The organism is Butyrivibrio hungatei DSM 14810, assembly GCF_900143205.1.
Classification (GTDB): domain Bacteria; phylum Bacillota; class Clostridia; order Lachnospirales; family Lachnospiraceae; genus Butyrivibrio; species Butyrivibrio hungatei.
In genome coordinates this window covers 153,282-179,057 of sequence record NZ_FRDH01000008.1, presented here as the reverse complement: position 1 = coordinate 179,057, position 25,776 = coordinate 153,282, and the positions used below count along the sequence as shown (strand labels likewise).

At 39.7% G+C, this 25,776-nt stretch carries 25 protein-coding genes; 19 read left to right on the top strand and 6 right to left on the bottom strand.

Features of this window, described 5'->3' with window-relative positions; genetic code table 11:
- Window positions 1–192: 192 nt before the first annotated feature.
- From istA to BUA02_RS10930, 9 genes are all read left to right on the top strand, one after another.
- Window positions 193–1,707 (top strand): IS21 family transposase, encoded by a 1,515-nt coding sequence (istA, locus tag BUA02_RS10970; protein ID WP_178297661.1) that lies wholly within the window; start codon window positions 193–195, stop codon window positions 1,705–1,707.
- Window positions 1,700–2,482: an IS21-like element helper ATPase IstB gene (gene istB, locus BUA02_RS10965; RefSeq protein WP_072703992.1), complete on the top strand. Its 783-nt coding sequence runs from the start codon at window positions 1,700–1,702 to the stop codon at window positions 2,480–2,482. The genes istA and istB overlap by 8 nt, the downstream gene beginning before the upstream one ends.
- A complete protein-coding gene (locus BUA02_RS10960) occupies window positions 2,479–2,955 on the top strand; it encodes a hypothetical protein (RefSeq protein WP_072703989.1) in 477 nt (158 codons plus the stop codon). Before istB ends, BUA02_RS10960 begins: the two co-directional genes overlap by 4 nt.
- The gene (locus tag BUA02_RS10955; protein ID WP_072703987.1) at window positions 2,943–3,386 is read left to right on the top strand and encodes a hypothetical protein; all 444 of its coding nucleotides are present in this window, start codon (window positions 2,943–2,945) and stop codon (window positions 3,384–3,386) included. The genes BUA02_RS10960 and BUA02_RS10955 overlap by 13 nt, the downstream gene beginning before the upstream one ends.
- A gap of 182 nt (window positions 3,387–3,568) precedes the next feature.
- The gene (locus BUA02_RS10950; RefSeq protein ID WP_071175947.1) at window positions 3,569–3,910 is read left to right on the top strand and encodes an arsenate reductase family protein; all 342 of its coding nucleotides are present in this window, start codon (window positions 3,569–3,571) and stop codon (window positions 3,908–3,910) included.
- Window positions 3,911–3,969: 59 nt separating this feature from the next.
- Window positions 3,970–4,668 (top strand): hypothetical protein, encoded by a 699-nt coding sequence (locus tag BUA02_RS10945; RefSeq protein ID WP_072703983.1) that lies wholly within the window; start codon window positions 3,970–3,972, stop codon window positions 4,666–4,668.
- Between the two features lie 37 nt (window positions 4,669–4,705).
- Window positions 4,706–4,960, top strand: a complete 255-nt coding sequence (locus tag BUA02_RS10940) for a hypothetical protein (protein ID WP_071175949.1) — start codon at window positions 4,706–4,708, stop codon at window positions 4,958–4,960.
- 2 nt (window positions 4,961–4,962) lie between these two features.
- Complete coding sequence (locus BUA02_RS10935; RefSeq protein ID WP_072703981.1) at window positions 4,963–5,679, top strand: hypothetical protein; 717 nt, start codon at window positions 4,963–4,965, stop codon at window positions 5,677–5,679.
- Window positions 5,680–5,885: 206 nt separating this feature from the next.
- Window positions 5,886–6,755: a hypothetical protein gene (locus tag BUA02_RS10930; protein ID WP_072703978.1), complete on the top strand. Its 870-nt coding sequence runs from the start codon at window positions 5,886–5,888 to the stop codon at window positions 6,753–6,755.
- A gap of 48 nt (window positions 6,756–6,803) precedes the next feature.
- On the opposite strand, the gene BUA02_RS10925 is transcribed toward BUA02_RS10930, so the two are convergent.
- From BUA02_RS10925 to BUA02_RS10915, 3 genes are all read right to left on the bottom strand, one after another.
- Complete coding sequence (locus BUA02_RS10925; protein ID WP_178297660.1) at window positions 6,804–7,823, bottom strand: alpha/beta fold hydrolase; 1,020 nt, start codon at window positions 7,821–7,823, stop codon at window positions 6,804–6,806.
- An 89-nt stretch (window positions 7,824–7,912) separates the two neighbouring features.
- On the bottom strand, window positions 7,913–9,151 hold the full coding sequence (locus BUA02_RS10920; protein ID WP_072703972.1) for a hypothetical protein: 1,239 nt from the start codon (window positions 9,149–9,151) through the stop codon (window positions 7,913–7,915).
- Between the two features lie 22 nt (window positions 9,152–9,173).
- Complete coding sequence (locus tag BUA02_RS10915; protein WP_071175954.1) at window positions 9,174–9,632, bottom strand: RNA polymerase sigma factor; 459 nt, start codon at window positions 9,630–9,632, stop codon at window positions 9,174–9,176.
- A 201-nt stretch (window positions 9,633–9,833) separates the two neighbouring features.
- On the opposite strand from BUA02_RS10915, the gene BUA02_RS10910 reads away from it, so the two are divergent.
- Both BUA02_RS10910 and BUA02_RS10905 read left to right on the top strand, forming a co-directional pair.
- Window positions 9,834–10,781, top strand: coding sequence for a DUF2156 domain-containing protein (locus BUA02_RS10910; protein WP_072703969.1), 948 nt, complete (start codon window positions 9,834–9,836; stop codon window positions 10,779–10,781).
- Entirely contained in the window at window positions 10,778–11,425 is a 648-nt protein-coding gene (locus tag BUA02_RS10905; RefSeq protein ID WP_072703966.1) for a GNAT family N-acetyltransferase, read from the top strand. The genes BUA02_RS10910 and BUA02_RS10905 overlap by 4 nt, the downstream gene beginning before the upstream one ends.
- A gap of 9 nt (window positions 11,426–11,434) precedes the next feature.
- On the opposite strand, the gene BUA02_RS10900 is transcribed toward BUA02_RS10905, so the two are convergent.
- The 3 genes from BUA02_RS10900 to BUA02_RS10890 form a co-directional block, all read right to left on the bottom strand.
- On the bottom strand, window positions 11,435–12,349 hold the full coding sequence (locus tag BUA02_RS10900) for an FKBP-type peptidyl-prolyl cis-trans isomerase (RefSeq protein WP_072703963.1): 915 nt from the start codon (window positions 12,347–12,349) through the stop codon (window positions 11,435–11,437).
- A 112-nt stretch (window positions 12,350–12,461) separates the two neighbouring features.
- On the bottom strand, window positions 12,462–13,397 hold the full coding sequence (locus BUA02_RS10895) for a TIGR03943 family putative permease subunit (protein ID WP_072703960.1): 936 nt from the start codon (window positions 13,395–13,397) through the stop codon (window positions 12,462–12,464).
- A 154-nt stretch (window positions 13,398–13,551) separates the two neighbouring features.
- Window positions 13,552–14,769 carry an iron-containing alcohol dehydrogenase gene (locus BUA02_RS10890; protein ID WP_072703957.1) on the bottom strand — a complete coding sequence of 406 codons (1,218 nt, stop codon included), beginning with the start codon at window positions 14,767–14,769 and terminating at the stop codon, window positions 13,552–13,554.
- Window positions 14,770–15,088: 319 nt separating this feature from the next.
- Between BUA02_RS10890 and BUA02_RS10885 the strand changes: the two genes are divergently transcribed.
- The 8 genes from BUA02_RS10885 to BUA02_RS10850 are packed head-to-tail and all read left to right on the top strand — an operon-like array spanning window position 15,089 to window position 25,696.
- Complete coding sequence (locus BUA02_RS10885; protein ID WP_071175964.1) at window positions 15,089–15,475, top strand: GntR family transcriptional regulator; 387 nt, start codon at window positions 15,089–15,091, stop codon at window positions 15,473–15,475.
- Window positions 15,472–16,377: an ABC transporter ATP-binding protein gene (locus BUA02_RS10880; protein ID WP_072703954.1), complete on the top strand. Its 906-nt coding sequence runs from the start codon at window positions 15,472–15,474 to the stop codon at window positions 16,375–16,377. Before BUA02_RS10885 ends, BUA02_RS10880 begins: the two co-directional genes overlap by 4 nt.
- Window positions 16,349–18,538: an ABC transporter permease gene (locus BUA02_RS10875; protein ID WP_072703951.1), complete on the top strand. Its 2,190-nt coding sequence runs from the start codon at window positions 16,349–16,351 to the stop codon at window positions 18,536–18,538. Before BUA02_RS10880 ends, BUA02_RS10875 begins: the two co-directional genes overlap by 29 nt.
- A gap of 58 nt (window positions 18,539–18,596) precedes the next feature.
- Complete coding sequence (locus BUA02_RS10870; protein ID WP_071175967.1) at window positions 18,597–19,463, top strand: carbohydrate ABC transporter permease; 867 nt, start codon at window positions 18,597–18,599, stop codon at window positions 19,461–19,463.
- Between the two features lie 3 nt (window positions 19,464–19,466).
- Window positions 19,467–20,381 (top strand): carbohydrate ABC transporter permease, encoded by a 915-nt coding sequence (locus BUA02_RS10865; RefSeq protein WP_242946500.1) that lies wholly within the window; start codon window positions 19,467–19,469, stop codon window positions 20,379–20,381.
- A 28-nt stretch (window positions 20,382–20,409) separates the two neighbouring features.
- Window positions 20,410–21,927, top strand: coding sequence for an HlyD family efflux transporter periplasmic adaptor subunit (locus BUA02_RS10860; protein WP_072703948.1), 1,518 nt, complete (start codon window positions 20,410–20,412; stop codon window positions 21,925–21,927).
- Window positions 21,927–23,207 (top strand): ABC transporter permease, encoded by a 1,281-nt coding sequence (locus BUA02_RS10855; RefSeq protein WP_072703945.1) that lies wholly within the window; start codon window positions 21,927–21,929, stop codon window positions 23,205–23,207. Before BUA02_RS10860 ends, BUA02_RS10855 begins: the two co-directional genes overlap by 1 nt.
- A complete protein-coding gene (locus BUA02_RS10850; protein ID WP_072703942.1) occupies window positions 23,204–25,696 on the top strand; it encodes an ABC transporter substrate-binding protein in 2,493 nt (830 codons plus the stop codon). Before BUA02_RS10855 ends, BUA02_RS10850 begins: the two co-directional genes overlap by 4 nt.
- Window positions 25,697–25,776 lie beyond the last annotated feature (80 nt).

Genomic DNA, 25,776 nt, shown 5'->3' with positions numbered 1-25,776 from the left:
TATTGATTTACACTTAAAATTGACCCGGGTTTAATACTTAAAACTGACCCACCCCAGATGGTGGATCGCGAGTATAAAACCATTTCGATTATACACTGTACCTTGAAAATTTAATACTTAGAATTGACCCACCTCTTTGAGGTTATATAGAATTCTTTCCGTATGTAAAAACATATGGAAGGAGGAAAAGAGGTGAAAGAATTGGAAGACTGGGTGGCTGTGCACAAAGTGTACAAACAGACTGGTTCCAAAAGAGCTACGGCTTCTATTCTTGGGATAGCCAGAAATACGGTCAGAAGTCTATTAGAAAAGACTGAACCTCCTGTCTACAACCGGACAGAGTACAGCTCCAAGATTGATCCGTTCAAGGAACAGATCATTGCCTGGAGGTGTGACCCATTTAACTTCAATGGCACCAGGATATTCAGTGAATTACAGAAGCGTGGCTACAAAGGCAGTATAGGACCTGTCTATTACTTTTTAAGAAGAGTGGATGAAGATGTTGGAAACAGTATCAGTAGTAAGGCAACGACAAGGCACGAAAGCCCTCCGGGTGACCAGGCTCAGTTTGACTGGAGTGAGTATCAGGTGCTTATTGCAGACAGGTACATGACAGTATACTGCTTTTCCATGATACTGGCTGCATCAAGAAAGAAGGCGATATGTTTTTCTTTACGGGAAGATGCTGATGCTATATATGAAGCTGTTCAGGAACTGTTTGATGATCTGGGAGGCGTAACACTGGAGCTTCTTATTGATAATCCCAAGGCGTTTGTTATCAAGAATAATCCAAAGTCAGAGGAAGAAATAAAATATAATCCTCATGCGCTGGCCATGGCTCTGCATCTTGGTGTTGAGCTCAACGCATGTCCATGCTACTGGCCACGTAAAAAAGGGAAAATCGAGAGACCATTCAACTATATCGAAGAACAGTTCATAAAAGGGAATGCCTTTGCAAGCATGGAGGATCTGAATTCCCGAGGGAAAGCTTTTATAAATGAGTGGTGCGACAAGAAGCATTCCACCACCAAAAGAATTCCAAACCAGCATTACCTGTTGGAAGAAAAAGCTCTGTTACAGCCGCTTCCCAAGGAACACTACTATGCAACCAGCAAGCTTAAGCGGAAAGTCAGTCCTGATAGTTATCTCAGTATCGGTGGCAATAAATATAGTGTTCACGTCAGATATGTTGGAAAAACACTATACTACAGGCTGAATTATGGCTTCAGGATCATGTTGTATGACTCACAGGGACATTTCATAGAACATCAGGAAATATCTTATGAAAAACATGAGATCCGTACCAATCCTGACCACTATGAGCCCATTGCAAAGAAGGTATCAACTTCTGTTCCGCAGATAAGGCGTGACTTCACTAAGCGCTTTAGTAATGGTGCACGTTATCTTGAAGCAGCAGGTCGTAAGTTTGACCAGCCTACATTCCATGCCAGAAGGATAATGGAACTCCAGGATCTTTACGATGATGATACTCTGGACAGGTTTATAGGGCTGGCCGTCGATGAAGGAAAGATGGATATCAAGCTGTTCAAAGAGATGCTTCGTGAGTATAACTCAGGAGAGCGAAAACTTCCGGAGGCTAACGAAACTGAAGCTACCGCCCTGATAATCGGTACAACGGCCACTAGTGAGCTTACGAGAAGCTGCAGCTACTATGAGAACTATGCAAAGGAGGTTCTGAATGCTTAACGACACAGAACACAAAAGCGCATACATAGAAGCAAAGATGAAGCAGTTCAAGCTCGTAGATATGCGCGCCCAATATAAAGACATCATTGAAGAAGCAACACAGGAATCACTGGGATATATGGATTTTCTCCTCAGGCTATTGGAACTTGAAGACAGTGGAAAAGCCAGCCGTAGAACAGAAAAGCTTCTTGTGAAAGCCGGTTTTGATAATGCATCTTCTCTTGAGGACATTGATTACAGCTTTAATCCGTCGCTGGATAAGGATAAGATCGATGAACTCGGAAAGCTTACTTTCCTGGATAACCGTGAAAATATCATAATCATTGGGCCACCTGGAGTTGGTAAGAGTATGATTGCTACGGGAATAGGTCGTAACGCCTGCAGAAGAGGCAGGAAAGTCCTTTTTGTTAATGCAAAGGAACTTGTCGACAGGCTTTATGATGAGATGCTTGCCGGGAATCTCCAGCAGATGCTTGATAAGCTGAATCGTATTGAGCTTCTGATAATAGACGAACTTTCATACATAAAAATGGACAAAGAAAGAGAGAGCATGTTTTTCCAGATCATCCGTCAACGATACGAAAAAAGCTCCCTCATTATCACCACTAATCTCCCAATGGGTAGATGGGATGAAGTATTTACCGGACAGCTTGCGGCAACTGCAATACTTGACCGCCTGCTGCATCACTGCCATGTGCTTAGTATAACGGGAGACAGTTACCGTGTCAAAGGGTCAAAAATAAGTGTTAAAAAACAGAAAGGTACAGAAAAATGAACATAACAAGCGATAGACAGCGATTCCTGCAGGATGAGCTGAATAGATATGAAAAATCCACACCAATGAATGAGGCAGAAAGGAAGGTTCTTCATGAATGGGTTGCTGCTGGCAACAGTGTGCACGAGAACTCATGCAATGCTGAAGACGGCCATGGAAACTACATTGATTTTCTTGACATTTACAGGGAGGAACAGGATATCCGTGATACCCTTAGCACTATGGATGATGAAGAAAAAGAAGAATATCTTGCCGAACTGAGAGGTGAAGACACTATTAAAAGCCTGAGAAAGCAGCTTCATGAGTTGTCGTATAAGTCAGATGTATATGAGAAAGTACTTCGGAGACACAAGCTCATTGAAGAGGCTGAAGCCCTTATGGAAGAAGGACGAGCTCTATCCAGAGCATTCGATGAATGGGCTGAAGCAGAAATGGGCAAGCTGTCGGAAGGAGAACTATCATGGTTAAAATAAGAGATAAAAATCTCCCTGAACTTGCAGGAATATACAACAATGGCGGAAAGGATGCTCTTTACCAAACGCTCCGAGAGTCATTTGGAATAAAGTATCCTTGGTCAACGCTGTCAAGAATGAAGAGCATGGATTCCCTGGGATACGACGAAACAACTGACAGATTCAGAGCTGAGCAATGCAAACAGGCAGATGAGAACTTATTTATGTCGATGGATGAACTATGCTCCCCAGTTAAACCACAACATATATGCGAGGACAAAATAGAAAGAAATGCTCCCAAGGCTGAGGCTATGGAGAAGCTCGTGAAGGAACTTATCGGTGACAGACTACTAGAACTTAGCAGGTATGTTGTCATGGATACCTTGAGCAAGACAATGATCATAGATAAAACAGCACTTACCGGTGCTGGATACACACTGGTAACTCATTAAAAGGTGGGTCAATTCACAGTGTAAAAATCGAGATTTATAAATAAAACTGACCCGCCCTCAAAATCGCACTGGCGGATCTAGGGGTGGGTCAGATTTAAGTGTAAAAGTGGGTCAATTTTACTTGACATTCAACATATAAATAAGGCTTCTGATTTTGGAAGTAGACAGCATTTGGAGGTTAAATGAACATACAGATTTTTGGCACTAAGAAGTGCAATGATACCAAGAAGGCAGAGCGTTTCTTTAAGGAGCGCGGGATCAAGTTTCAGTTTATCGACATGAAGGAGAAGGGCATGAGTAAGGGTGAGCTTACTTCTGTAGCTTCTGTGTGTGGTGGTCTGTCAAACATGATAGATGAGAATGCCAAGGATAAGGATGCTATAGCTCTTTTACAATATATTGCTGATGAGGACAAGCTGGAGAAACTCATGGAGAATCAGCATATCATCAAGACTCCGGTTGTGAGAAATGGAAGGCAGGCCACACTTGGCTACCAGCCTGATGTTTGGAAGAAGTGGGAGTGATGCAACATCTTGGGGTGGATGATGTGTTTCACTAGTAGATACGCTTGTGGAGGAACGATATGAAGAGAGTAAATATAGGAATTGCGGCGCTTTCTGTAGCTCTTTTAACAGGGTGCGCAGAGCCTGTGCCGGAAGCGGCAGCTGAGGCTTCTACTGAGTCGGCTACGGAGGCATCTGCTGAAGTGTCTACGGAAGAGGTTGTAGTAGAGGCATCTACTGAGGAGCTTGGTTGGCCAAGCGCTTATGCGGAGTATATCAGGACTGAGTATGGCGAAGATTATTTCGATAATGATGAAATGCCTTTTGCTCTTATATATGTTGATGATAATACTGAGCCGGAGCTTTTGATCGATTCTGGGACTGAGGCTGGTGGCGAGTACATTTTGACATATTATGAGGGGCAGGTTGTCGAGGGGCATTTTTCTAGGATTGGTTCCAAGTACATTCAGTACGGCGGCCTCATTTATACGGATACGGGGCATCAGGACTATTATCCAGTGGAGATCACGCAGCTTAAGGATGGCAAGTTTACGCTGATTGCTTCTGGCCTTAAGTATGTGTCCGATGAAGATTGGGAGAAGATGACCACTGATGAGAATTATCCATACACGCTGACCTACGAGTGGGAGGGTCAGACTGTGACTGAGGAGGAGTTTAATGCTCATGTTGCAGAGCTTTTAGATGAATCAAAGCTTCAATATGCAGAGAAGTACCATTCCTATGCAGATATGCTTGAGATTTTGGATAATTGGGGATAATATGTTGGATGATTACTAGTTTAGGAGGAAGAGAGTTTTGGGCGGATTATTCATTTTGGTAATAATTTTTGCACTTATCGTATTTGCTATAATCGCATCTATTGTGATCGGACTATTTTTTACCGGACTTATTGGTGGTTTGGTCCTTTTATTTACAGGTAAGCATTTTTCTAAGGATTCAAGGAGAAAGGTTCTTAGCAGAGTCTGTATTATAATCGGTATTATCCTTTTATGTATTGCTGGAGGTTCTGCAGGTGTTATCATTAACTTTATTATGTCGATGGTGGGATGAAAATGATATTAGCGCCTTTGTCAAAGAAATCATTGTATATTCTAATAGTTGTTTCATTGATACTGATTCCAGCTGCATATGGCATTGGAGCAGTATTTCTTAAATGCTCTTCAGATCGAAACGGCCAAGGTATAGATGGCGTTGGAGCAGCAATTATTTCGTCATTAATTTTTAATATTATGATCTTTGCATCATTTGGAGCATATTTCATTATATTGATAAAGGTTATTCAGTCTATCCTTCATTACAGGGATATATCTAATTACCTGATGATAATACCTCTTTTACCCATTATTTGTTTTGTAACTCTTTATTGCTACAATTCATATACATTAAAAAAAGAGCAAGCGGCTTTTTCAGCGGATGATTATGCTGCCATGGTAGAAGAGTTTAAGTTCAGGCATTCTCATGAGGAAAATGGAGAAAAGGTTCTAGATGCATATGAATATCTATCATCAGAAGTGGCATCTGACTCATATTTGCTTATTGCCAGATTTCATTTTGATGAGAGTAAGAGAAAATCTATCGTTGATGAAGCAATTCCAATACTTATGAAGGATCTTGAAGGAGACAAGCTCTGTTACCACAAATATTACGATGGTACTGACCACTATCTTCCTACATCAATTGAGTACTGGGAGTATACGGCAGAGACAGGTTCTCTTGCTGTAAAGTTTGTGCATGAAGATGAGACAAGGGAAATAAAGATAAGGTATTGATAGTAAGTAGAAATTTTCTAAGATGACTTGATTGGAGAGAGTAACTAAAGCGGTTACTCTCTTTTATTTTGATTTTTCTTCTATACTCTGTTAGAATATCTTTTGCTCACGTCTGAGCATATTATTCTAAGTTACGTTCTATTTATCAAGGCTTTCGCCAACAGATTCCAAAGAAGTAACTAAAAACAATGAAAGAAGGTAGTTAAATGACAATTGAAAACCAAAAGTATAAGGACACTGTATTCAGAAAGCTGTTCCATGATAAAGAGCGGCTCCTAGAACTCTACAACGGAGTTAATCACAGTAACTATGACAATCCGGATGATCTAGAGATCACCACGCTTGAGGGCAACACATTTCTTAACATGAAGAATGACTTATCATTTATTATCGATTATGAGCTTAGTTTGTATGAGCATCAGTCAACGCCTTGTCCTAACATCCCACTTAGAAATCTCGAATATGTCGCAAGCATCTATAGGGAAATAATTCCAATTGAAGAGACTTATAAGACCAAGAAGATTGATATTCCTACACCTAGGTTTATTACGTTTTATAATGGTGCTGTTAAGATGGAAGACGAGAAGATATATAAGCTTTCAGATCTTTATCATAAGAGTACTGATAACCCTGAACTGGAGCTAATTGTAAAGGTCATAAATATCAATGAAGGCCATAACAAAGAGCTTATGGATGACTGTAAAACGCTGAAAGAGTATTCCATTTTTGTAGCAAAAGTGCGAAAATGTATAAAAGAAGAGAAAAGCAACGTCAAAGTAGCAATCACAAGGGCTGTTGACGAGTGTATAAATGAGGATATTCTTAAAGATTTCTTGCTTCAGAATAGAGAGGAGGTCATTGAGATGGGCGTATTAGGATATAATGCAGAGAAGCATTTACAGGTTATACAGGATGAGAGTTTTGATGACGGAGTTAAGGTAGGTGAGGAAAAACTTGCCAGGCTTATTAAATGGCTTATAGAGAATGATCGATCTTCAGATATTATTAGGGTTACAGAAGATTCTGAGTATAGGAAACAGTTATTAGAAGATTTTGAGTTATTAGTCAAGAATTGATAAAAGATAGTAAAAAGCCCTGCAATGCAGGGCTTTTTTCAAAGGCTCTTAGTTTAATTTTGAAGAATTAAGGAAATCCTTCAGATCCGCACAAAATTCCTTAGGCTTTGCGCAGTGAACATCATGGCCACAGCCTTCAATAACGTAGAATTTTTTATATGGTGACGCTACAGCATCAAGGTAATTACCTGCCATATCTGTTGGGCATACCCAGTCTTCTGAGCCCTGGATGATGCAAACTGGCATCTCATAGCTGGTACCATTCGCCCAGGCGTTAAAAGAAAGTGCGAAATCAAATAGTTTCTGATTCAGGGACACATACTTTTTTATATCCCCCATCTGTATAAGGAGCCACCTAAGGTCATCAATACCAGCGTAGGGTGAAAAAAGAGCAAGGCCCATATGGTCAGCTTCTTTTGTTACAGGATGGTACTTACTTGTTAGTTCTCTAAGTTCAAGTAAAGTAGGAATTCCTGGCTTTTCACAAAACTTAGCATATTTTTCTTCAAGGCTACTGGTGTCATCACCTGCAGCCTTTGCTTTATTTAGTGCATCATTGTAACTGTGAATATCAGCTTCTTCCAGTGACACGAGCTGCCCGATGCCAATGTAGGCTGACACCTTGTCAGGATATTTTTTGACATAGGTACTACCAAGGGCAGTTCCGTAAGAATGTCCCATGATTATGACCTTGTCTTTACCAAATCGCTTACAGGCATAGGTAACAAGGGCGTCTAAGTCATCAAGTGCCTGTTCAAAAGATGCTGTGGAGTTTTCAGGATCACTTTTTATATTCTTAAAATATGTTCTTCCGCATCCCCTCTGATCCCAGCTAATAACCGTATATTCATCAGTAAGATAGTCTGTAAAACTGTAGGTTATGCAGGTATCAGGACTAGATGGGCCTCCGTGAAGGTAGATAATAACAGGGTTTGATTCATCTTGTCCCATGATCATTATGTACTGCTTCTGACCATTGATATCAATATAGGTGGTCTCGTTTACGCCGTCCCTTAGTTCAATCCTGTGATGGAGGTAATTACTTAGGCGAAGGAATATAACCGCCATAACTCCAAGTGCTAGGATAGAAGCTAATAATATTAAAATGATTTTTAGTATTTTTTTAATTTTGTTTTTCATTTTTCTCCGCAGAATCATCAAAGTTCATAGTAGTCAGCATTAACATACTTTGTATCACTATTGTGGCCATTATTCCCGTCAGAAGAGCTGTCTCCAAAGATAGAATTAAATATGCCAGAAAGGATGCTTCCAGTTCCGACCATGGCTACATCGGTAGATACTGAGTCAACAGCGGACTTTTGCTCAGAAGAGCAGTCAACCTTGGCGCAGTCCTTGATTTTAACCCTTTCCCTAATAAGTTCAGGCTCAATGTTACTTTCAAATTTAACTACAGCGCAGTCCTGAATAGTTACACCATCTGCATTATCCTCAAGAATGTCTCTACTAATGTTGATAATAGGGCGGTCTTGAAGGACAACGCCTTTTACAACTACCAGCTCTTTGTAGCTGGCATTTAAGCTATTAAGTGCCTCTACGCAATGATTATCAACTTTGATAGTACCATCAACCGTGAGGCTTTCAAGGCTATTTAAGATTTCCTTGCTTTCTTTTGGAATATCAAGGTTACCGATTACATATGGGTTAGTACCATATGCTGTTATGAAGCTCTCATCAAGAACGACATTACCCTGGACAATAGTGCAGATATCAGGAACTTCATTTATTTCAGCTTCGATATTAAAGAGTGAAAGACCTGCTTCTAAGTGGCTCTTTCTGATATAGATCTTGTCAGTGTGGAACTTGATGTTCTTTTCTGCCAGCATACTGAAATTGGTCTCAATGTCTGCGTCATAGATGTAGCTTGCAGCAAAGTATCCGCTTCCATTTGTGGCTCTCATAGGAAAGTACTTATCAAGCTTAAAATTATTATCAAGAAGAGTGTACTCATCTGGATAAGCCTTGATGAGGCCATTTATACTAAGTCCTGGAAGTGGCAGGATAGAAGCAACTGACTTAGGGCAGAGGATAAGGCCGTTTACAACAATGCTTTCATATTTTCTTAAGATTTCCTCTGTCTTTGGAGCAATCTTAAGTACTCCATTTACAACAATAGACTGGTCATCTTCAACTATAGAAGATTCATTGATCTCATAGATTCCATTGACAGTTCTGGCTGATGGCTTCTGACTTTCTTCGTCGTCACGGCTTCTAACGTAGTCAGCACTGATGTTAAAAGGAAGCCTATTAAGAACAGCCTTACTTCTGGAATCAACAACAAGTTCATCAGTGTTAATCACTATTTCATCGTACTGAGTATAATTTTCTTCAACAATCTTGCGTGCATCGCATTTATCGCAGTTAATCTTAAGTTTCATATCCGGTCTCCTTTTGTGATGTTTATAATTTATTTCTTAGATGTTTGCGGGCATCATGTAACTTACTTCGAACTGTTCCAGGTGGGATTTTTAAGAGTGTTCCTATCTGATTTGAGGTAAAGCCCTCTACATATCTTAGGAGCAAAACCTTTCCTTCCAAGGGAGGAAGAGAGTTTATTAGTTCCATCCATTCTTTTTCTGAGTAGTCAAAAGAAGTGGTAGTTTCAGGAACTTCATTTGTCAGGAATTCTCTTTTATTTTTCCTCACACTGTCAATAAAAAGGTGCTTGATGGTCTGATAGAGCCAGGCTCTTTGCTGGTGGAAGGCCAGGGATTTAAGGGTATCCCAGTGTTCAATAGCCTTTACAAAGCCCTCTTGAACAAGCTCTTCAGCAGTATCATAGCTTCCCGTCATAAGACAGCACCATTTGACAAGTTCGTTATGAAGTTTTTCATATAGGACTGATATTTCTGGGTTCATAACATTGTCTTTCCACTGACTTTTTTAGCGTTATATCATGATTATAACTTAATTTAAGCGCTTTCTAACTATATAACGGATAAGAAAAAGAAAGTGTTGGAAATTTTTTCAAAAAAATAGACCAAGGTAAGTTTTTGTAATATAATATATTGTGTAAAATACAATTTGCCACAACACAAAGATTAATATAAAGAGGTTTGTATGTTATTAAACGAATGTAAAAGACTTGAGTTTCATAAGCCTGACTTTGAAGAGGCATCAGAACTATCAACGATATACGCCCTTAGAGACAATAAGACCTGCGACAGCACAGTTCTTGATACCTATATCTGGAAAGAGCTGTATAACACCAGGATCTGTAAGCTGGAGGATGCAGCCTTTATCCTGATGCAGGATGAAAAGGGATATTTTGCCTCCATGCCTTATTGTAAAGAAGAGGATCTACCTAAAGCTTTTGAATTATTAAAGAGCTATTTTAATATAGAACTTAAAAGCCCATTAAGAATAGATCTTGCAGATGAAGATGCTTTAAAAGTTCTGGGTTTTGATGACCTTACAAATAATGAAGAATATATAATTGAGGAAGAGAGTGACCTTAAAGACTATCTCTACGATGCAGAAGGACTTAGGACTCTTGCAGGAAAAAAATATCAGAAAAAGAGAAACCTAGTTAATAAGTTCATGAAGGAGTACGAAGGCAGATGGGAGTATAAGACCATGTGCTGCACAGATGAGTACTTTCTTGAAGAGTTCATGAAAAAGTGGATAGAGGTGAAACTCTCTGAAGGAGTTGAAAGTAAGGATACTCTTTTGGTGGAAAAGGACGGTATAATAGATATACTTAGAAACTGTGATAAGGTCACCTATAGAGTTGGAGGCATTTTTATTGATGAGATGCTTGAAGCCTTCACCATAGGTTCCTACAACAGAAGAGAGAAGATGGCAGTTATCTCCATCGAAAAAGGAAACCCCGATATTCCAGGAATCTATCAGGTTATAAACCAGCAGTTTTTGCAAAATTCCTATGAGGAAGCAGAAATCGTAAATAGAGAAGATGACATGGGAATCGAGGGACTTAGACACGCCAAGGAAAGTTATAATCCTATAGGCTTTGCAAGAAAATATAGGGTGTATGAGAAAAAGCTATGATTACTGAGTGCGTAGACAAGGATCAGACAAGAAAGCTTTACGAAGAAGCCTTTGATGATCCTAAAGAGTTTGTTGATTACTATTACAGCGAAAAGTGCAGAGACAATAAGATCATTGTAAGTATTATGGAAGGTGAAGTGTTATCAATGCTTCACCTTAATCCTTATTACATGAATCTGTGGGACACTGTGATAAAGACATACTACATAGTTGCCGTTGCCACGAGGGAAGATAAGCGACATCAGGGACATATGTCAGAGGTATTTAAAAAGACCTTTGAAATCCTAAAAAATGAACATATTCCTTTCGTATTTCTTTTACCTGTTGATGAGAAAATATACTCCTTTATGGGATTTGAAAAGATATGTGATTTTGCTTTGGATAAAATAAAAGATTATGAAGTAATAAAGAAAAATTATGATGTTTACTGTATTTGGGATGAAATATATATAAAGAGAATGGCCATGGAGGATAAGCTTAGAGAAGCTGATAGTGGAGAAGTTCTTCCTGACAGCCCTGTTATCATGGCCAAGATTACTGATCTTAGCGCTTTTAACAAGGCTGCAGGATGTAGCTTTATTAGTGATAAAGAAGCTCTTGAATTTCTCAAAACTAAAAGAATATATATCTGTGAAGAAGTATAAGGATCAATATCAATCCTTGATCTCAACAAGTTCAATCTCAAAGTTAAGAGCCTTACCAGCCATTTCGTGGTTGGCATCAAGTGTGATAGTCTTTTCTGTCTTTTCTACAACCTTAACTGGGAAAGGTCTTCCGAAAGTATCCTGTAGGTAAACTCTCTGATCTACTGTAAGGTTTTCTGAACCTGGGAGTTCTTCAATCTCTACTGTGAAGATAGCTTCTGGATCAACTTCGCCGTAAGCTTCGTTTGGCTCAAGGTGAACGTTAACTTTCTCGCCAACCTTCATCTCTGCAACGGCCTTATCAAAGCCGTGGATCATCATGCCCATACCACATACGAACTGGATTGGCTCACCTCTGTCATAGGATGAATCAAATACAGTTCCATCATCAAAGGTTCCCTTATAGTGAGTGCTGCATGTCTTACCAACGTTTGTACCTTCAAAGAGTGGAGTAGTAGGGTGACATCCACCACAGCCGCCGCATCCACCGCCGCAGCCTTCTGAATCGTCGTCACCACAGTTGCCACAACCTCCTTCTTCTGAATCATCGTGGCAATGACCACATCCGCCTTCCTCATGGTCATGTTCGTGATCATGATGGTCACAGTTAACTCCTGTGCTTGTGAGCTTTCCATCAAGGTAAGCTTCTACAGCATCATCTGTATTTCCTGATACGCCTGATACGTACTCAATTCCGCTTTCTTCAAGAGCAGCAACAGCACCGCCGCCAATACCACCGCAGATGAGCACCTTTACATCGCTGTCTGCAAGGAGAGTGGCAAGAGCTTCATGTCCTGTGCCATTAGTATTCATAACCTCTGCAGATACGATCTTGTTGTCCTCAACGTTGTAGATCTTGAATTCACTTGTATGTCCAAAGTGCTGGAACACTTGTCCGTTTTCATAAGTTACTGCAATCTTCATTTTTGTTTTTTCCTTTCAAAAAGAATCTAAAATCAACTTTCATATAGTAACACATATGTACGACTTATTGAAGATTATTTTCCGGAGAGAGACAGCTTATTGCTATGGCAGCTTAAATCACATCTATTATTTCCTTCTTTGGCTTGCCACATATCTGTATGTCCTCTACTTTGCAGATGAGGAACTCATTTTCGTACTTGGAGAAAAACTCTTTTGACAAGGTACCTTCGATAACCGCCCAGGAACCGTGAATGAGTTCATCAATCTGATCATAGTCGCAGATAACGCCAAAGAGGGAAAGATCTTGTTCGCAGCAGGTCATAGCCATTCTTCCTGCAAGGAAAGACTTTCTCGTCTGGTCCTTGGTTTTCATGACCTGGGCTGTGAATCTGACTCTTTTACCAATGTACCTGTCTATATTGTCTAGTGAATCTAGGTAAAATGCCGCGAAGGCATCGTCTGTGATGTCGATTAGTGGGGCATTTAGGTCGTATGGAAGCTCGTCCTCAAAGCGAATTACAATGTCGTCGCCGTCTCTGTCCTTGAAGACAATGTTGAGCTTGGGATTAACGGCTTTGACGTTTCGTCTGTAGGTCGCAAGCTTGTCTTTGAATCCATCAGCACTAAAGAACACCGCCATATATGCATTTCTCACCTGCTCAGATAGAAGAGATTTCATGTTTCTTGCGTACATGTCAAAGGATGGGGTATCGAAGATCGCAATCTCCATGATGTCGTTCCAGTACCAGGGAAATTCTAGGTCTTTTCTCATCCACATGCCGTTGAACTCGATGATGATGCGCTCTGGATTTGATTCTTTTTCTACATTTGTGAGATTGTCAGGTGTGAAGTCTTCCTCGTTTTCAATCTTCTTGATCTCTACGTTTAGGGTTTGCATGAGATAATCGTCGTATTCAGTTTCCCCTTCTTCGCAGAGTAGTAGAAGTGTCTTGCCTTTTATCTTGAAATAATCTTCCTCTAGAAGCTCCTGTATGAATCTGGTCTTGCCAGCCCCTAGGAAGCCATTTACGAAATATATTTTCCCCATTGATGTTGTGCTCCTTGTTGCAAATCATTCGCATTTAAATATACGCTAGCTAGGTGGGGAAGTCAATATTTTTGAGCCCCAACCTCCGTCCCTAGGGCTCATTTTTGGCAAAAAAAGAGATCCTACCGTGTGGTAGAATCTCTTTTCATGCAATTTAGAAATCAACTTCTGTATCGTAGTAGCAGCACTTGAGGAGTTTCTCCATCTCTTCCTGTGATGGCTGGCGAGGATTTGATCCTGTGCAAGCATCGAGGATAGCATTTGCTGCGATGTCGTGAAGTCTCTCATTGAAGATAGCCTCTGATACAAATCCCTGATCTGCTGGAAGTCCATCAGCACCATAATGCTGGATGCAATGAGGAATGTTGAGGTCATCATTCATCTTGCGGAGATAATCAATAAGAAGTTTAACTTTTTCGTCGTCACTTGATCCGCCAAGTTTCATGTAATCAGCGATTACGCCGTATCTCTTTTTAGCTGTAGCATCCTTAGCGTTGAATGCGATTACCTTTGGAAGGTACATAGCATTAGCTGCGCCGTGGATGATGTGAGCGCCCTGGTCTGCAAATACAGCACCAGTCTTGTGAGCCATTGAGTGAACGATTCCAAGGAGGGCATTTGAGAATGCCATTCCAGCAAGACACTGAGCGTCATGCATTGCATCTCTTGAATTCATATCTCCGTTGTATGACTTAACAAGATTTGCCTGGATCATCTCGATTGCATGGATTGCAAGAGCGTCTGTGTATTCACAATTTGCTGTAGAAACGTAAGCTTCAATAGCATGTGTGATAGCGTCCATACCTGTATGAGCAACAAGCTTAACAGGCATTGTATGGGTAAGCTCAGGATCAACAATCGCAACATCAGGTGTGATCTCGAAGTCAGCGATAGGATATTTGATGCCCTTATTGTAATCAGTGATGATTGAGAAAGCTGTTACCTCTGTAGCTGTTCCAGATGTAGAAGGAATAGCACAGAAATGAGCTTTTGTACGAAGTTTTGGAAGACCGAATACCTTGCACATATCTTCAAATGTGGTCTCAGGATATTCATACTTGATCCACATAGCCTTAGCAGCATCGATAGGTGAGCCACCGCCGATAGCTACGATCCAGTCAGGCTGGAACTTCTGCATAGCTTCAGCACCCTTCATAACTGTCTCAACTGAAGGATCCGGCTCGATACCTTCAAAGAGTTCTACTTCCATTCCAGCTTCCTTCAGGTAATCTTCAACCTTTTGAAGGAATCCGCCCTTTTTCATAGAACTTCCACCAACACAAACAATTGCTCTTTTACCTTCCAGTGTCTTTAATGCCTCCAATGCACCCTTGCCGTGGTAGACATCTCTAGGTAGTGTGAAACGTGACATACTGAAATACCTCCTTAATTTTTTTATGTTAAAAATATAACGTAACCCCATACATATTATATCGCAATACCATATAAAACACAACAAAAATGAGCCCTAGGGACGGAGGTTGTGGCTCATTTTCTCTCAGGCCAGAATTCATGGGCACCACAAGACATGCATTCGCGCCAAAAATGAGCCCCAACCTCCGTCCCTAGGGGCTCAAAAAAAGGTATTGCAAAACAAACGAAGTAGGAATAAAATCATAAGTGTACTAGTTATGTTAGTACACTTGGTTTACGTTGATACTATTATTGTTAAACAATGGGTGAGGGATGAGATGAAACTTATTGATTATCAAGATAGCAGACCAATCTATGAACAGATAGTAGAGAACTTCAAGGCTCAGATCTACAAAGGAATACTACAGGCTGATGATCAGATGCCATCTGTCAGGAGCCTTGCTATGGAGCTGTCTACTAATCCCAATACTGTTCAGAAGGCTTATGCTGAGCTCGAGAGACAGGGATTTATTTACACTGTCAAAGGGCGCGGCAATTTCGTTAAGGGCAATGATTCTCTTAAGGAAAATAAGAAGGAAGAGCTTATAGAGCAGATACTAAAGCTCTTATTTGAAGCTGATGAGATTGGTATACCTATTGAGGAGTTTATGAATGAAATTAAGATCCGCTTTGGCGGAAGCTTGGGGACTGGAGGTAGAGCATGATTGAATTACTTGATCTGGAAAAATCATTTGATGAAATAAAAGCTGTCAATCGTGTTTCTCTTGGAATACTTGATGGAGAAGTATTCGGACTTGTAGGAACAAATGGTGCTGGTAAGAGCACTATTCTTAGGATAATCGCTGGCGTTATCAAGCCAGACAAAGGAATTGTGCTTGTTGATAATAGACCTGTATACGACAATCCTGATGTAAAAAAGGATGTCTTTTACATTTCTGATGACCAGTATTTCCTTCCAAATTCAACACCAGAAGATATGGCAACATATTATGATGGAGTCTATGACACTTTTGATAAGTTAAGATTCCTTAAGATGTGCCAGGGCTTTGGCCTTGATGCCAAGCGCAAGATATCAACTTTTTCAAAGGGAATGAAAAAGCAGGTATCTATTCTTCTTGGAATTTGCGCTGGAACAAAGTATCTTCTCTGCGATGAGACTTTTGATGGTCTTGATCCTGTTGTGAGACAGGGAGTTAAATCTCTTTTTGCTGCTGAAATGGAAGATAGAGGCCTTACACCTGTTATCGCATCTCATAACCTTAGAGAATTGGAAGATATCTGTGATCATATCGGTCTTCTTCATCAGGGCGGAGTTATCCTTTCAGAGGATATCGAGGACATGAAGATTCAGATGCAGAAGGTACAGTGCGTATTCTCATCAGAAGAGGATGAAAAGAGAGCCCTTGATGGTCTTAACATTCTCCTTCATGAAAAGAGAGGAAGACTTCACACTATTACAATTAGAGGCGAGAGAGAAGAGATTGAGACAGCCTTCAAGAGAGGCAATCCTATTTTCTTTGAAGTTCTTGCTCTTACATTAGAAGAAATCTTTATTAGTGAGACGGAGGTAGTTGGATATGACATCCGCAAATTTGTCCTTCAGTGATAAGATAAAAAATCAGAAGAAATATATTACAGGCACTCTTTGGACTTCACTTGTAGCATTCCCGTTTGTGTTTGCTTATTTTGTCCTTGGGGTCATCATGATGATCTCAAGATCAATAAATTATTACAGACTGTACAATCAGACAGATGCAGTGCTTGCAATGGAGAAGTGCAGGGCAGTCAGCAGGATCATGGGACTTGATAGCATTACATTTCTTCTTGTAATGCTGATTGGTGTTGTGTTTGCTTTTCAGGGATTTTCATATCTCTTTAGTCAGAGCAGGATTGATTTCTATCTGAGTCAGCCTACAACAAGGGTTCAGAGAATCAAAAAGACTTTTGTTAGTGCTTTTCTTACATATTTAGCTATGTTCGGTGTAAGTGAGATCATTGCTTTGATCATTGCAGCTTGTATGGGCGGAATCAACAAACAGGTTTTAGTTTCTGTATTAGTTGAATTTGTTCGCAACATAGTTCTTTACTTTGCAGTATATAACGTTACAGTTGTAGCTATCATGCTGTGTGGAACTTATGTTTCAGCAATATTAGTTACAGGCCTTTTTGCATTTGCTTCAATTGTTATTGCTGGTGAACTTAGTTTCTTCAAGTCACTTTTTTATGCCACATATAGCTACAGCTCCGAGATGAATGTTTATCTTTCACCTGTATTTGATAGATTTTCAAGTCTCTTTGCTTTTAATTCAAGATTTGGCGGAGCAACTTCTGGCAAGATGATCGAGAATATGAGCATTCTCCAGGCTAGGATCTTATCAAACCTTAGATTTGAGATAGATACCCTTTTAGTAGCTGTTATAGCTTTTGTTCTTATTTTCGTTATCAGTAGCAAGCGTAAAGCTGAGATGGCAGGTAAGAGCATTGCTTTCAGACCATTTAGATGGTTTGTGAAAGTTACTTTGTGTGTAATGGTGGGCCTTGGAACAGGATATCTTGTATACATAATGTATGAGAACGTATGGAACAAAAAGCTCTGCATGCTTATGTGCTTTATCATGATCCTTGGAACTATCTTTGCTGGATGCATTTTTGAAGTCATCATAGATACCAATATCAGGAGATTCTTCAAGGGAATTCCACAGACCATAATGGCTATTGCAGTCGTGCTTCTTATCTTTGTTATCTTTAAGGGCGATCTTTTGGGCTATGATTCATATATTCCAAATCCTGAGAAGGTGGAGAGCTGCGCAATAATTGATTATTACGGTGAGTTCAATGTCTGGTCCAATGAAGATAATGACTTCGTTACATCAGAAGAAGACCACATGCACATAACTAACGTGAATGATTTCATCCAAATTGCCAAGCTTGGAATGGACAACTCAAGAGAAACTGCAAGAAACGGTGAGGACAATAATTCATATGCAGATGGATATGAGGTGACTATTCTGTACAGGATGAAGAGCGGCAGGAATATCTATAGAAGCATTGTTATTCCTTTTGATGTTGATCCAGAGCTTATGGATAAGGTCTTAGCTTCAGATGAGTACTTGAAGGGCAGATTTGACGTCTTTTTCGACGATGAACTCAGAGATTCTGATAAATTTAATTCCAAGAACAGGATCGTCAGATATAACACTATAAATGAGACACTTATTTCAGCAGAGCTTCCTTATGAAGAGCTTAGCGATGCATTAAGAGAGGATATTCTTAATTGCTTTTCATACTCATATATGCATGATCACAGACCTATTGGTAGCATCGAATATTCAAATGATGGTTTATATTACGTAGATGCCAACATTCCTGTTTATGAAAACTATGAGAAGACTATTGCTCTTATGAAAAAATACGGAATATATTCTGGATCAGAGCTTGATATGTCTAAGATTAAATCTATAGAAGTTACAAACTATTATCCAGGCTATGATATGTCTGTTACTGATTATAATGAAGTTCCTTCAGATCTTGATTCTGTTTCTGTAATTTATACAGATCCTGAACAGATAAAAGAAATTTGTGAAACAGCACACTTTAACGATTTCCTTAATTACTGGAGTGATCACAGCACACTCTGTGGTCAGTATTCTGTTGTAGTTACAAGAGAAGGTGAGATGCCAAATAGTAATTATGGTAGCTATGGTCAGTATATGAATTTTGACTGGGGAAATATTCCAGAATTTGTAGTAAAGGATACTAATAACTAAGTTGGCCAAATTATTTTCTAGGATCAAAAGAAAACTTCATAGGCTCAGAACAGGGACTATGTCAGCCAATGAAAAAAAGAGCATGATCTCCTGGCTGTTTTTACTTCCTTCGATAGTAGGAGTGTTACTCTTTTTCGTGGCCCCTTTCATGGTAGTTATTTATTACTCCATGATCAATAACCCTATTCAAAAGAGATTTGTAGGCTTTGCAAACTATATAAATGTTTGGAGCAATGATGCATTTAAGCTTGCCGGAATGAATACCCTAAAGTTTTCATTTATGGCAGTTCCTCTGGCAGTTTTGCTTTCACTATTCCTGGCAGCTGTCATGGAGTCAAGGATACCATTTAAGAGCTACTTTAGGTCTTTCTTCTTAAGCCCTTTAATGGTTCCTACAGCATCAATTGTTCTGATCTGGCAGGTAATGTTTCATTACAACGGTCTTGTAAATAACTTCACAGCGCTCTTTGGTGCTGACAAGATCGACTGGCTAAAGTCAGATAAAGCCTACATTGTTATAGTAGCTCTTTTCCTATGGAAGAATCTTGGGTACAACATGATCCTCTTCATGTCGGCTCTTGCCAGTATTCCAAAGGAGCTTCTGGAAGTAGCTGCCCTTGAAAATGCATCCAAGATGCAGGTTTTCTGGCTTATCAAAGTCAGATACTTGTCTTCAACGATACTTTTTGTAACAATCATGTCGCTTATCAACTCATTTAAGGTATTTAGAGAGGTTTACCTTATGACTGGCGACTATCCGGTTACTTCGTTATATCTGCTGCAGCATTTCATGAATAATACTTTTGCCTCTCTCGATTATCAGAAATTGTCTGCGGCAGCTATCATAATGTTCATAGTAGTAACAGCCCTTGTATACATCATGTATGCTGTTGAGAACTTCTATGGGAAAGACGTAGAGGGCTAAACTATGAATCTTTTACAAAAAATGTACAGACGAAGGAAGAGGATAGATAACTACAAGACAGTGCTTGTTACTATAGCAGCATTTATTTTTGCTTTTATTTTCCTTCTTCCGATCATACTTACCATTACGAATTCATTTATGAGTTCATCAGAAATAAGTGCCAACTACGGCTCAATATTTGCAACAACGGAAAAGGGCGGCAAGATCTTCATATCCAAGACTGTGAACCTTAAGTTCATACCTGATATGGTGACCTTTTCCCAGTATTACACAGTTTTGTTCAAGAGCCCGCAGTACCTTATAAAGTTTTGGAACTCTATTATCTATACAGTTCCTATCGTGGTAGTGCAGCTTGGGATTGCAACCCTTGCAGCTTATGGCTTTTCAAGATACGACGGCAAGGTTAAAAGAGTAATATTCTTTTCCTACATCATAATGATGCTGATGCCTTATCAGGTAACACTTGTTCCTAACTTCCTGGTATCTAAGGCTATGGGCATCATAGATACCAGGTGGGCCATATGGCTACCGGGATTCTTCTCACCTTTTGCAGTGTATCTTTTGACCAAGTTCATGAGAAGAATACCTCAAGAAGTTATAGAGGCGGCTTCTATAGATGGAGCAGGAGAGTGGTACATCTTTTCAAGGATCAATATGCCACTTTGTAAGGGTGGTATAGCATCAATTGCCATCTTAGTATTTTTTGATTTTTGGAACATGGTTGAGCAGCCACTGATTCTTTTGACAAATACTGATCTGCATCCGCTGTCAGTGTTCCTGTCCAAGATCAATGCAGGAGAGATATCACTTGCCTTTGCGGTTGCAGTAATATATCTGGTCCCACCACTTCTCATTTTTCTTTATGGTGAGGACTATCTGGTAGAGGGAATCTCGTATCAGGGCGGAATTAAAGGATGACAAAAAGTTTATAAAGGGAGTAAATGTTATGTCAAAGGATTTAGAAAAAAAGCCTGTAAACAGGAAAGATATGGTGAAGAATGTTGCGATAGCATTCCTTACAGTTATGCTTATCCTTACATTCTTTTCAAACACCATCATGAATTATTCGCTTCCTCAGGTAGCAACAGTTCAGATAACTGATGGAACGATCAGTCCACAGATCAGAGGTTCAGGAACTGTAACGGCTGAGGATCCATACAATATCACGGTAAAAGAGACCAGAAAGATCTCAGGTGTTGCTGTCAAAGAGGGTGCACATGTTGAAATCGGAGATGTCATCTATTATCTTGAGGACAAGGAATCTGAGGAGCTTACAAAGGCAAAAGAGTCTTTGGATACCATGGAGCTTGAATATGAGCAGATGCTCTTTTCAGGAGATGTTCCAAGTAACGTTATAACAAACGTAAGAAATGGTAAGACAGCTTCTTACGATACATATCAGGCACAGGTTGGGGGTGTTCTTGATACTTATAATGCAGCCCTTGCAGAAGATAACGCAGCTCAGGCAGAGATTGATTACCTCACACAGCTCCGTGCTTACGAGCAGGCTGGCATGAACTACAACACAGCAACTCCTGAGTATCTTCTGGCACAGGCTCAGGTAGATATCGAGAAAGCCAAGAATGATGGCGATGAAGACAGAGTTGTAGAGCTTAATAACTTCGTTGCTGAGCTTACAAGAGATAAGTCACAGCTTTCTACATACAGCTCACAGTCAGGCTTTAGCTATGATCAGAAGCTTGCAACAGCATCTGAAAAGAAAGCTAAGACAGCAGCAGCTTTAAAAGAGGCTGAGAGGGTTAAGACAGATCAGCTTAAGAGCATCAATGTGGAGATATCTCTTTGCGCTAAGAGAGATTCCATCGCAGAGCAGAAGGAAAAGATCGCAAAGCTTGAAGCAGAGTCAGTTGGCTCCTCTGTAAAGTCTCCAGTTGCAGGAACTGTCAGCTCAGTATCAAAGGTTGCCGGCGAGTCAACATCAGCTGATGAGACAATTGCAGTTATTCAGGTTGATGGAAAAGATATGACAACAAGCTTTTCTGTAACAAATGCCCAGGCAGCTAAGCTTAAGGTTGGAGATGCTGCGCAGCCACAGAATGCATGGCAGTTTAGCTCAGATTTTAAAGCTACACTTACTCAGATCAAAAATGACAAGACTGATCCTGCAGGCAAAAAGCTTCTAACATTTAAGATCGAGAGTACAGAGGTTACTCCAGGTCAGACTCTTTCTCTTGCAATTGGTGAGAGAACTCAGAACTACGACATGATAGTTCCTAACAGTGCTATCAAATCTGATTCAAATGGTAAATTTGTTCTCATAGTCAAGAGTAAATCAAGTCCTCTTGGCAACAGATATACAGCTACAAGAGCAGATGTAACAGTAGTTGCATCAGATGACAAGAATTCAGCTATCACAGCTGCAATAGATGATTATGAGTACGTTATCACTACATCAAATAAACCTGTTAAGGCAGGAGAACAAGTAAGGCTGGCAAACGAGTAATGAAGTTTTTTAAGAATCTTGATAAAGAAAAGATAAAAAACAAAATACTAAAGATCATAAAGAGTAAGGCTTTTATTATTGTCATTACGCTGATCATATTAGATCTTGTCCTTGGCTTTATCAGTAGAGCTCTTATAAACAAGCTTCCTGAACAGAGTGCAGCAGACAGATGGTCAGCTGATGGCAAAATGATGGCTCAGGTCAGTGTCTTTTTTACCGAGGATCAGATGATCGATTCAGATTTCATCAAAAAGATGGAATATATCATGGAATCCAAGATGACTGATTCGGGAATCGTAGAAGAAACTGATGACGATGATCAGAGTGATCAAAAGGATCCTAAGATTGTCGAGACTCAAAAGATCGGTGATAATGGCGCATCTGAAGATACTGAGGCGCCTGTAGATGACACCAAGCTATATTCAAGCTGTTATAGTGCTCAGGGACTTGTGTCCATATCCTTTGAAGGGAAGACTGCTGATAATGTTACAGCAATAGGAACATATGGCGATTTTTTTCTCTTTCACCCACTTGAGCTTGTAAGCGGAAGTTACTACAACAAGGACGCTCTTATGAAGGATCAGATCGTTATTGATGAGGATCTTTCCTGGCAACTTTTTGGTTCAAGCGAAGTAGTGGGGCAGATGGTTACCATCGGTGATATACCTCATTATGTTTCCGGTGTTGTAAAAAGACAGGAAGGTAAGATGAGGACAACAGCTGGTCAGCAAGGTGGACTAGCCTATATATCCTACGACAGCCTCTGTAAGTACGGAACTATCCTAAGTGGCAGGACCGAAAAGGAAGAGATTTCAGAAGATGGCAAAACATCTCTACGTGGCGGTATCAACTGCTATGAAGTTGTCATGCCAAGTCCAGTTGATGGAATTGTAAAGACAATCGTCAAAGAGAGCACTTCTCTTGATGACAGGTACATTTCAGTTGTTGATAATTCGGATAGATTTTCAGCTTTATCCATGTACGACATACTGACTTCCTTTGGTACAAGGAGCATGTGGAATAAGGCAATCTTTTATCCATATTGGGAGAACCTTGCCAGAGGATATGAAGATATTTTGGTTGTTTTATTTACTATCAGATGGATATGCAAGCTCATTGTTATATGCATGTTCTCTGCATATGTAGTTTATCAATATAGACACAAGAAATGGACGGTATCTGGCATTGTACAGACGCTTTCCGACAAGAAATATGATTTTGAAGTAAAACAAAAGCAAAAAAAGAAGAAAGAGGGGCAAAGGAGAGGAGTTAAGTTATGAAAAAAAGAGAATTATTAAAACGTATAACTAGTGTTTCTCTTGCACTTACAATGGCAGTTTCTCTGGCAACTGGTTGTGGCAAGGAGAAAAAGGATGGAGACAGCATCTTGGATGAAGCTGCAAAAGGCTCTAAAGATTATGTGTTCAAGCAGGAAACATTTGAAGTTCAGGGACTTGATACCAATGGACTTAATGGCCTTAAGATTGTTGGAGACAGAATTTATCTGACTTCTTATAACGAAGATGGATTTATCAATGTTTATTCATTTAACTCAGATGGATCAGATCTTAAGGATGTTAAGATCGCTGCTGAACCGGATGAGAGCTTTAACTATATTGATTTTGATAAGGATGGCAATATCTATGGCATCCTAGGCAAGTATAACTGGTTTGACGACAATATGGGCGACGTTCCAGAGGAAGCTGTTGAAGAGATCTCTTCTGAAAATAATGATGACAACGCTTCAGATGAAGCAAGTAAAGAGGCTTCTGATGAAGCAAGTAAAGAGGCTTCTGATGAAAAAAAGGCAGAGGCTGCAGAAGAAGCATCAGTAGAAGCAAGTGATGTAAGTAGTGAAGAAGCTTCAGAGGATATTGATCCAGAAGAGGGCTATGCTGGTGCAGGATATGATGAGGAAGTAAACGAAGAGTATAACCTCGTTAAGTATGACAATGCAGGAAATCAGGTTTATAAGGTTAAACTTGGTGCAGACCTTGAAGAGGGGGATTATTATAGCCCATGTGGTCTTGTTTATTCTGAAAACTATGGACTTATCGTAAGTTCAAATCATGACATTTCAAAGTTTGATGAACAGAGCGGATTTACACCTGTTATTGATGTTACAGCCCAGTATAATGGATCAAATTTTGAGCTTATAAGAGGCTATAATGGTGATATCTTTGTATCAGGCTATACAGATGAAGGAAGACTCCTTGGTACAATTGATTTTGACAATAAAACGATCGGTAACAAGTCACAGGCATTAAATGGCTATAACTATTACTCATTCTTTAGTGGAAATGGTTATGATGTTTACTGTGCTGATGATAATGCTATTTATGGTTATGACCTTAAGTCAGACAAGCTTGTTAAGCTTATGGACTATATAGATTCAGACCTTTCTTTGACATATAACCTTAGTGATGTAGTTGCAGTCAGTGATACAGAACTCATTGCATTTGTTCCTGATTTTGATAATAACCTCACATTATCAAGACTCACCAAGGTTCCAGCTGATCAGGTAAAAGACAAAACTATCATTACTTTAGGTAGTGCATATATCGACTATCATGTTAGACAGGCAGCTGCCAAGTTTAACCAGAATAATGAAGTGTACAGGATCAAGTTAGTTGATTACTCAACATATAACACAGAAGAAGACTATGATGCAGGCGTTAAGAAATTTAATCTTGATGTTGCTTCAGGTAATGTTCCTGATATCATGGCTTTTGACCTTGAAAGTCCAATTGAGAGTTATATCAACAAGGGATTGTTCCTTGATGTATCATCATATTTTAACAATGATCCAGATGTCGGACAGGCTGAATATCTTGATAATATCGTAGATGCATTTAAGACAGGCGACAAGATGTATCAGGTTGTTCCTTACTTTGAAGTTGCAACTGTTATCTGCAAGGCATCATTATTAAAGGGACAGACAACTCTTTCAATGGAAGACTACAGAAATCTCCTTCAGGCCAAGAATGTTACTCCTTCAAAAGCCTTTGGAATGATCCTTAGAAATGACATATTGGCTTTTGGTCTTGCGTTCTCTGGTAAGGATTATATTGACTGGGGCAACAAGATATGCAACTTTAACAGCGATGGTTTTGTAGAGTTCATGGAATTTATAAATGATTTCCCACAAGAATATGACGAGAACACAATGTTCTATGATGATTACGATGCAGCTTTCAGAACAGATAAGGCATTATTTGATGTTACAGGCATTTATGGCTTCAATTCATTTAAAAGAGAAAAGTATGGCCGTTTTGGTGAGGATGTAGCGTTTGTTGGCTTCCCAGGATCTAATAATACTTCAGTTATCTATCCTGGCGTAACTCTTTGCATTAGTTCTCAGACAAAGAATGCTGATGGTGCCTGGGAATTTGTTAAGTATTTCCTTTCAGAGGAATTCCAGGATTCACTTGACTATGACTTCCCAATCAGGGCCTCAAGTTATGAGAAGATGAAAAAAGCTTCTATGGAGCCTGAATACTATGAAGATGAAGACGGAAATAAACAGGAAGTCGAAGAGTATTTTTACGTTGGTGACCAGGAGGTGAAAGTTCCAAATCTTTCTCAGGAAGATGTTGATCAGATTGATAACCTCGTTAAGAATTCTCATTTCATAATGTATTACAATGATAACATCAACAACATTATCTCTGAGGAAGGTTCAGCATACTTTAGTGGTCAGAAGAGCGCAAAAGAGGTATGCGATATCATTCAGAGCAGACTTTCAATCTACGTTAACGAAAACAGTTGATCTTCAGGCGGTGCAGTGCACCGCCTGTTTTTTAAATAGGAATTTGCCCCTATTTTGAGGTTATTGTGCTATAATTTCTA

What these genes read in the sequence shown, in the direction of transcription:
- istB (WP_072703992.1), top strand. Translation starts at nt 1,700, where the DNA reads ATGCTTAACGACACAGAACACAAAAGCGCATACATAGAAGCAAAGATG.
- BUA02_RS10960 (WP_072703989.1), top strand. Translation starts at nt 2,479, where the DNA reads ATGAACATAACAAGCGATAGACAGCGATTCCTGCAGGATGAGCTGAAT.
- BUA02_RS10955 (WP_072703987.1), top strand. Translation starts at nt 2,943, where the DNA reads ATGGTTAAAATAAGAGATAAAAATCTCCCTGAACTTGCAGGAATATAC.
- BUA02_RS10950 (WP_071175947.1), top strand. Translation starts at nt 3,569, where the DNA reads ATGAACATACAGATTTTTGGCACTAAGAAGTGCAATGATACCAAGAAG.
- BUA02_RS10945 (WP_072703983.1), top strand. Translation starts at nt 3,970, where the DNA reads ATGAAGAGAGTAAATATAGGAATTGCGGCGCTTTCTGTAGCTCTTTTA.
- BUA02_RS10935 (WP_072703981.1), top strand. Translation starts at nt 4,963, where the DNA reads ATGATATTAGCGCCTTTGTCAAAGAAATCATTGTATATTCTAATAGTT.
- BUA02_RS10930 (WP_072703978.1), top strand. Translation starts at nt 5,886, where the DNA reads ATGACAATTGAAAACCAAAAGTATAAGGACACTGTATTCAGAAAGCTG.
- BUA02_RS10925 (WP_178297660.1), bottom strand. Translation starts at nt 7,823, where the DNA reads ATGGCGGTTATATTCCTTCGCCTAAGTAATTACCTCCATCACAGGATT.
- BUA02_RS10920 (WP_072703972.1), bottom strand. Translation starts at nt 9,151, where the DNA reads ATGAAACTTAAGATTAACTGCGATAAATGCGATGCACGCAAGATTGTT.
- BUA02_RS10915 (WP_071175954.1), bottom strand. Translation starts at nt 9,632, where the DNA reads ATGAACCCAGAAATATCAGTCCTATATGAAAAACTTCATAACGAACTT.
- BUA02_RS10910 (WP_072703969.1), top strand. Translation starts at nt 9,834, where the DNA reads ATGTTATTAAACGAATGTAAAAGACTTGAGTTTCATAAGCCTGACTTT.
- BUA02_RS10905 (WP_072703966.1), top strand. Translation starts at nt 10,778, where the DNA reads ATGATTACTGAGTGCGTAGACAAGGATCAGACAAGAAAGCTTTACGAA.
- BUA02_RS10900 (WP_072703963.1), bottom strand. Translation starts at nt 12,349, where the DNA reads ATGAAGATTGCAGTAACTTATGAAAACGGACAAGTGTTCCAGCACTTT.
- BUA02_RS10895 (WP_072703960.1), bottom strand. Translation starts at nt 13,397, where the DNA reads ATGGGGAAAATATATTTCGTAAATGGCTTCCTAGGGGCTGGCAAGACC.
- BUA02_RS10890 (WP_072703957.1), bottom strand. Translation starts at nt 14,769, where the DNA reads ATGTCACGTTTCACACTACCTAGAGATGTCTACCACGGCAAGGGTGCA.
- BUA02_RS10885 (WP_071175964.1), top strand. Translation starts at nt 15,089, where the DNA reads ATGAAACTTATTGATTATCAAGATAGCAGACCAATCTATGAACAGATA.
- BUA02_RS10880 (WP_072703954.1), top strand. Translation starts at nt 15,472, where the DNA reads ATGATTGAATTACTTGATCTGGAAAAATCATTTGATGAAATAAAAGCT.
- BUA02_RS10875 (WP_072703951.1), top strand. Translation starts at nt 16,349, where the DNA reads ATGACATCCGCAAATTTGTCCTTCAGTGATAAGATAAAAAATCAGAAG.
- BUA02_RS10870 (WP_071175967.1), top strand. Translation starts at nt 18,597, where the DNA reads ATGTCAGCCAATGAAAAAAAGAGCATGATCTCCTGGCTGTTTTTACTT.
- BUA02_RS10865 (WP_242946500.1), top strand. Translation starts at nt 19,467, where the DNA reads ATGAATCTTTTACAAAAAATGTACAGACGAAGGAAGAGGATAGATAAC.
- BUA02_RS10860 (WP_072703948.1), top strand. Translation starts at nt 20,410, where the DNA reads ATGTCAAAGGATTTAGAAAAAAAGCCTGTAAACAGGAAAGATATGGTG.
- BUA02_RS10855 (WP_072703945.1), top strand. Translation starts at nt 21,927, where the DNA reads ATGAAGTTTTTTAAGAATCTTGATAAAGAAAAGATAAAAAACAAAATA.
- BUA02_RS10850 (WP_072703942.1), top strand. Translation starts at nt 23,204, where the DNA reads ATGAAAAAAAGAGAATTATTAAAACGTATAACTAGTGTTTCTCTTGCA.